Raw genomic sequence first — 6,769 nt, 5'->3', positions numbered from 1 at the left:
GGGGCCGGGGGCGTTCCGGGGGCGCTGGGCTCACGGTAAACCAGTGACTGAACCTCGCGCACGGCGGGGCCGCCTTCACCACTGGTTTCATGCTCGATCTCTACAAAAATCAGGCGGCCCGATCCGCCCGCCTTTTCGGCGATCGACTGGACCCGCGATTTCCGCGTCACCGCTTCGCCCATGCGCAAGGGTGCAAGGAATTCGATCTTGCTCGATGCCCACATCCGGCGCGGCAGGGGCAGGGGGGGCAGGAAGCTGGCGGGGCTGTCATCGCGGCGCGGGTGGCCGTCTTCGCCCAGCTCTGCAGTGGGGGCATCGGGCAGGCCCAGGCACCAATGCAGCGCCTGCGGTACTGTGCCATCGGCAGGCGCGGTGCGGTCAAGCGTGGCGAGCCAGCGGATGACCATGGCGGGATCGGCGCGGTCAGTCCGGGTTTCGGTGCGGCCGATCCAGTCCTGCCATTCACTCATGCCAAACTCCTGGTTCCGTTCGTGTCGAGCGAAGTCGAGGCACCTGCGCGCTGCGTGTCTCGACTTCGCTCGACACGAACGGAGAGGGGGGTGCTAATTTCGACCATCCAAAAGTCCGCGCGCGATCACTTGCGCCTGGATTTCCGCTGCGCCTTCAAAGATGTTGAGAATACGGGCGTCGCACAGCACACGGCTGATTTCATATTCAAGCGCATAGCCGTTGCCGCCGTGGATTTGCAGCGCGGCGTCGGCATTGGCCCAGGCGCAGCGCGCGGCGAGCAGCTTGGCCATGCCTGCCTCAATATCGCAGCGCTTGCCCGAATCCTTGGCCCGCGCAGCGGCATAGGACAGTTCGCGGGAGAGGACGAAATCGGTCAGGCTCATGGCCAGCTTGTCGGACACGCGCGGGAATTGCACGATCGGCTGGCCGAACTGTTTGCGGGTCAGGGCATAGTCCAGCCCCAGCTCGAGCGCCCGGCGGGCGACCCCCACAGCGCGGGCGGCGGTCTGGATCCGGGCGCCTTCGAAAGTCCGCATCAACTGCTTGAAGCCTTGCCCCTGTTCGCCCCCCAGCAGGGCATCGGCGGGGGCCTGCATCGCGTCAAACTGCAAGGCATATTCGCGCATGCCCCGGTAACCCAGCACTTCGATCTCGCTGCCGCTCATCCCCTTGGCGGGGAAAGGATCGGTTTGGGTTCCGCGCGGTTTGGGGACCAGCAGCATGGAGAGCCCGGCATAACCTTTGGCATCCGGCAGCGTGCGGCACAGCAGGGTCATCAGGTCAGAGCGGCTGGCGTGGGTGATCCAGTTCTTGGCCCCGTCGATTACCCAGTGCCCGCCATCGATCCGCGCCCGCGTCTGGAGCGAGCCGAGATCGGAGCCGACATCGGGTTCGGTGAACACAGCGGTCGGCAGCACTTCGCCGCTGGCGATTTTCGGCAGCCAATGGGCCTTCTGCTCCGCCGTGCCTCCAGTGGCGATCAGTTCGCCCGCAATCTCGCTGCGGGTCCCCAGCGAGCCCGCGCCGATCCAGCCGCGCGACAGTTCCTCGGTGACCAGACACATCACCAGCTTGGACAGGCCCAGCCCGCCGAACTCCTCGGGAATGCAGACCCCGAAAGTGCCAAGTTCAGCCATGGCCGTCACGGTCGCATCGGGAATCAGATCGTTGGCAAGGTGCCACTTGTGGGCGTGGGGCAGGATCTCGGCATCGGTGAATTTCCGAAACTGGTCGCGGATCGCGTTGAGCTCGCCGTCATCGAAGCTCTCGCTCGGCCAGAGTCCTTCGGCCAGCGCTTCGGCCACGGTCAGGCGGGTCGCGGCGTGATCGGCATCGAGCAGCGCAGCGCTGGCTGCGGCCAGATCACGCGCGGCCTGACCAAGGCCAAGGTCGGCGGGGCGGAACAGCTCGTTCTGCCCCATCGGCAGGCCCCCCACCAGCTGCCCCAGCGTTTCGGCAAAGGCGAGCGTGGCCACATTGCGGTCAAGCGTTGTCCCGCCATGGTTGCTGTCCAGCCAGCCGACCACGGCCTCCAGCGCCGCGACGCTGGTCGCGACCCAGGCAAAACCATGCGCGGCGCGCTGCTCGGCATCGATCGCCCGCTCCGCCAGCCGCGCCGCCAGCGCCGCCCGGGCCAGCTCGCGATAGCCCTGCGCCGCGCCGACCAGGTGAGACAGGTCGAGGCTCATGCCTTCTCGAACACCGCCGCGATGCCCTGCCCGCCGCCGATGCACATGGTTTCGAGGCCGTAGCGCACGTCCCGGCGCTGCATTTCTCGGGTCAGGTTGGCGAGGATCCGGCCCCCTGTGGCGCCGATCGGGTGGCCCAGCGAAATGCCCGAGCCGTTGACGTTGAGCATGTCGTGGCGACTGTCGTCATCCGACCAGCCCCAGCCCTTGAGGCAGGCCAGAACCTGCGGGGCGAAGGCTTCGTTGAGTTCGATCAGGCCGATGTCGCTGAACGACAGGCCGTTGCGGGCAAACAGCCGCTCGGTCGCGGGAACCGGGCCATAGCCCATCCGGCTGGGATCGCACCCGGCAGCGGCCCAGGAGTGGAAGTACGCGATCGGTTCCAGACCCAGCTCTTCCAGCTTGTCCTCGGCCACGACCAGACAGGCGGCGGCAGCGTCGTTCTGCTGGCTGGCATTGCCGGCGGTCACCACCCCGCCTTCCAGCGGACGCAGCTTGCCGAGCGATTCCAGCGTGGCATCGGCGCGGTAGCCTTCGTCATGGTCGAACACTACCGGATCGCCCTTTTTCTGCGGGATCGAGACCGGGACCAGTTCATCGGCGAACTTGCCCTCGGCCCAGGCGGCAGCGGCGCGCTGGTGGCTGCGGGCGGCATAGGCGTCGCAGGCCTCGCGGCTGATGTTCCAGTCCTTGGCGAGGTTTTCGGCGGTTTCGATCATCCCGGTGATCACGCCGAAGCGTTCGACCGGCTGGCTCATCACCCGGCCGCGCGTCAGCCGGTCATGCAGGGTCAGGTTGCCCGCGCGCACGCCCTTGCGGATGTCGGTGCTGTAATGCTCGACGTTGGACATGCTTTCGCAGCCGCCCGCGACCACCACATCGCTCATCCCGGTCTGGACCATCATCGCCGCGTTGACGATTGCCTGCAAGCCCGAGCCGCAGCGCCGGTCAAGCTGATAGCCCGGCACTTCGAGCGGCAGTCCGGCGGCGAGCCATGACCAATGGCCGATGCACGGGGCTTCGCCATTGCCATAGCCCTGGCTGAACACCACGTCATCGACCCGCGCCGGATCGATCCTGGTGCGCTCCATCAGCGCTTTCAGGATGGTCCCGCCCAGTTCCCCGGCAGTAACACCAGACAAGGCCCCGCCAAATTTGCCAACGGCGGTACGGATCGGGGCGACGATGGCTGCGCGGCGAAGGGTCATTTTTTGTCCTTGTCAGATGTGGCGACGATGCCGCGGTCAATCAGGCGGGCGATTTCCCCGGATGAGAGGCCCAGCCGTTCGGCCAGTACCTGCTCGCTGTGTTCGCCCAGATAGGGGGCAGGCCGGGGATCGCCCGCCGCCTGGCCGGGAATGTTGGCGAAGCTGCGCGCCGCCGGATAGGAAAAGCCGCTGGGATTGGCGGGCGAGGGGCCGAACAGCGGATTTTCGGTTACCAGCGCCGGGTCGCTCGCCGCTTCATGCATGGTGCGATAGCGTTCGAACGTGGCCCCGGCGGCGGTCAGGCGCGCCGCGAGCTCGCCGTAGTCGCACTGCCCGGCAGCCTGCTGGAACAACGCGAACAGGCGGTCACGGTTGACGAACCGGTTGTGTTCGCTGGCCGCGAAGTCGATCCCGAGCTCGGCAGCGAGTGCGGCCACCTGGTCCTGTAGCCCGAACGCCTCCACCGTTGCCCGCCATTGCTTGGCGGTTAGCGCGGCGATCATGAAGCGCTTGCCGTCGCGGCTGGTGAAATCGCGCCCGAACCCGCCCCAGATGGCATTGCCCAGCCGCTCGCGGTCATGGCCGCGATAGAGCATTTCGGCGACCAGTCCGTGGTTGCCCAAGGTGCCGATCGCGACATCGCCCAGCGGCACACGCAGTTCCACCCCCTGGCCCGTGCTTTCGCGCTGCCGCAGCCCGGCCAGCAGGGCAAAGGCGCAATAGGCGCCGGTGATGAAATCCCACGCCGGCAGCACCTGATTGATCGGCGGTGCCGTGGTCGGGTCCCAGTCCACCGGGCCGGTCATCAGCGGATAACCGGCGGCGGCGTTGACGGTGAAATCCATCGCCTGCCGCCCATCATGCCAGCCCATGATCCGGACCGAAACCAGTTCGGGGCATTGCTTGGCCAGCTCCGCATGGCTGAGAAAGCTGTTTACCGGCAGATTTGTGATCATCTGTCCGGTCTTGCGGACCACTTCAGCCGCCAGCTCGCGCCCTTCTGCGCTGTTCAGATCAAGTGCCAGGCTCTTTTTGGCGCGGTTGAGGTTCTCCCACGACAGGGATCGGCCCTCGGCGGTCAGCATGTAGCGATCATAATCGAGCCCGCCGGCCTTGTGATCGATCCGCACCACATCCGCGCCCAGCTGCGCGCAGTAAAGGCCTGCGGTGGGCGAGGCGACGAAGCTCGAGACTTCGACAATCTTCAGGCCAGAGAGCAGATCGTACATCGCGCGCCTACCAGACCGCGCCTTCGCTGGCGAATTCGCGCAGCAGGTGCTTGGCGATCTGCAACTGCATGATCTGGCTGGTCCCTTCGTAGATCCGCAGGATCCGCGCATCGCGGAAGAACCGTTCGGCCGGATATTCGGCCAGATAGCCCGCCCCGCCGAACACCTGCACGCAGCGATCGACCACCCGGCCGCAGGTTTCCGAGGCAAACAGTTTGGCCGCTGCCGCCTTGCGCATCACATTCTCACCGCGATCGGCGCGGGCACAGGCATCGGCCACCATGCATTCGGCGGCATAGAGTTCGGCCTCGCTATCGGCCAGCATCGCCTGGATCAGCTGGAAATTGGCAATCGGTTCGCCAAAGGCCTTGCGTTCGGTGGCATAGCGGATCGCGGTGTCGAGCGCGCGGCGGCCCATGCCCACGCTCATCCCCGCAACCGACAGCCGCCCGTTGTCGAGGCTCTGCATCGCGATCCGGAAGCCGCGCCCTTCCTCGCCGCCAACCAGCGCCGAGCCGGGAACATGGACGTCTTCCATGATCACGTCGGCAATGTGTGCGCCGGATTGGCCCATCTTCTTGTCGGGTTTGCCGATCGTGATACCGGGGGTCGTCATATCGACAATGAAGGCCGAAACGTGGGCGTTCTTGGGCAGCGCTTCCTTGTTGGTGCGGGCCATGATCAACCCGACTTTCGCATGCGGGCTGTTGGTGATGTAGCGTTTGGTGCCCGACAGGCGATAGCCGTTGCCATCGCGCACTGCACTGGTCTGCATTGCCGCGCTGTCTGATCCGCTGCCCGGTTCGGTCAGGCCGAAGCAGGCGATCTCGCCGCTGGCGATGCGCGGCAGCCATTCGGCCTGCTGTTCCGGCGTACCGAAATTCTTGATCGCACTGCCGGTCATCCCGATGTTGATCGAAATGGTCGAGCGGTAGGCCGGCGAAGCATAGCTGAGCTGCTTCACCGTTTCGATGTACTGGCTGATGTTCATGCCCGCACCGCCGAATTCCTCGGGAATGGTGATGCCGAACAGGCCCATGTTGCGCATTTCCTGGACGATTTCGGCCGGGATCGCGTCATTGGCGATCACTTCCTCCTCGGCCGGGATCAGCCGTTCGCGGACATAGCGGCGCAGCTGGTCGATGAACTGTTCGAACACTTGTGCGTCCATGCCGGGGTTTACATTGCTCATGATGGCAATCCTCAAATCGGATCGTACGGGAATACGTGCGCGCTGACTTCATCGGCGCGGGCGAAACTGGGCCGGAAGGCGGGGATCAGTTCGTCGGCAATCGCCTCAGGCGTCCAGCCCTCCAGCTTGGTCATCGAACGTACCGGACGCGGCTTGTTGTAAAGTACGATCTCGTTCTTGCGGACCGAAAAGATCTGGTTGGTCACATCTTTTGACGCATCCGAGGCGAGATAGACCACCAAAGGCGCGATCTTGTCCGCGCTCATCGTTTTCAGGCGTTCGACCCGCTGCTGTTGCTCGGGCGTTTCGGCGGGGATCGAGGCGGTCATCCGGCTCCATGCGAACGGCGCGATGCAGTTTGAGCGGACCCCGGCGCGGGCCATGTCGAGCGCGATCGATTGCGACAGTGCGACCAGCCCCAGCTTGGCGGCGCTGTAATTGGCCTGCCCGATATTGCCGATCAGCCCAGAGGTTGAAGTGAAATGGATGAAGCTGCCCGATTGCTGCTCGCGGAAATAGGGGGTCGCCGCCTTGCACACGTTGAACGGGCCGTTGAGGTTGACGTCGATCACCGCGCGCCAGTCCTCATGGCTCATCTTGTGCCAGATCGTGTCGCGCAGGATCCCGGCGTTGTTGACCACCGCGTCGATCCGGCCAAAGCGCTGGACCGCATCCTCGATGATGCTGGCCGCGCCAAGCGGATCGGCAACCGAGGCAAGATTGGCGTGCGCTTTACCGCCCAGGGCGATGATTTCATTCACCACATCCTGCGCCGGACCAGCATCGCCGCCTTCGCCGCCGCCGCCCACGCCCGGATCGTTGACTACTATCGCCGCGCCGTGCCGCGCGCAGAGCAGGGCGATTTCGCGCCCCACGCCGCGCCCTGCGCCGGTGATTGCCACCACTTTGCCTGTCAGCATACCGGACATCCCGCGAATCCTCTTTCCGATCAATGTGCCCGTCGCCTAGGCGGCGGAGTGG

The 6,769-nt window shown here is 65.4% G+C and carries 6 protein-coding genes; all 6 read right to left on the bottom strand.

Going from position 1 to position 6,769, the window contains the following annotated elements:
* Positions 1-470: FAS1-like dehydratase domain-containing protein (locus MNBBLIKP_RS11180; protein WP_176399744.1), on the bottom strand; the 470-nt coding region annotated here is incomplete at its 3' end.
* 93 nt (positions 471-563) lie between these two features.
* Positions 564-2,159 (bottom strand): acyl-CoA dehydrogenase family protein, encoded by a 1,596-nt coding sequence (locus tag MNBBLIKP_RS11175; RefSeq protein WP_088310339.1) that lies wholly within the window; start codon positions 2,157-2,159, stop codon positions 564-566.
* Positions 2,156-3,367 carry an acetyl-CoA C-acetyltransferase gene (locus MNBBLIKP_RS11170; RefSeq protein ID WP_088310338.1) on the bottom strand — a complete coding sequence of 404 codons (1,212 nt, stop codon included), beginning with the start codon at positions 3,365-3,367 and terminating at the stop codon, positions 2,156-2,158. The genes MNBBLIKP_RS11175 and MNBBLIKP_RS11170 overlap by 4 nt, the downstream gene beginning before the upstream one ends.
* Positions 3,364-4,596, bottom strand: coding sequence for a CoA transferase (locus MNBBLIKP_RS11165; protein ID WP_088310337.1), 1,233 nt, complete (start codon positions 4,594-4,596; stop codon positions 3,364-3,366). The genes MNBBLIKP_RS11170 and MNBBLIKP_RS11165 overlap by 4 nt, the downstream gene beginning before the upstream one ends.
* A 7-nt stretch (positions 4,597-4,603) precedes the next feature.
* Positions 4,604-5,788, bottom strand: a complete 1,185-nt coding sequence (locus MNBBLIKP_RS11160) for an acyl-CoA dehydrogenase family protein (protein WP_088310336.1) — start codon at positions 5,786-5,788, stop codon at positions 4,604-4,606.
* Between the two features lie 11 nt (positions 5,789-5,799).
* Positions 5,800-6,717, bottom strand: a complete 918-nt coding sequence (locus tag MNBBLIKP_RS11155; protein WP_088310335.1) for an SDR family NAD(P)-dependent oxidoreductase — start codon at positions 6,715-6,717, stop codon at positions 5,800-5,802.
* Between the last annotated feature and the right edge of the window lie 52 nt (positions 6,718-6,769).

Origin of the sequence: Novosphingobium sp. B 225 (assembly GCF_002198665.1) — a bacterium.
Lineage (GTDB): Bacteria > Pseudomonadota > Alphaproteobacteria > Sphingomonadales > Sphingomonadaceae > Novosphingobium.
The sequence above is the reverse complement of the archived record's forward strand: the minus strand, read 5'-3'. Positions and strand labels throughout refer to the sequence as shown.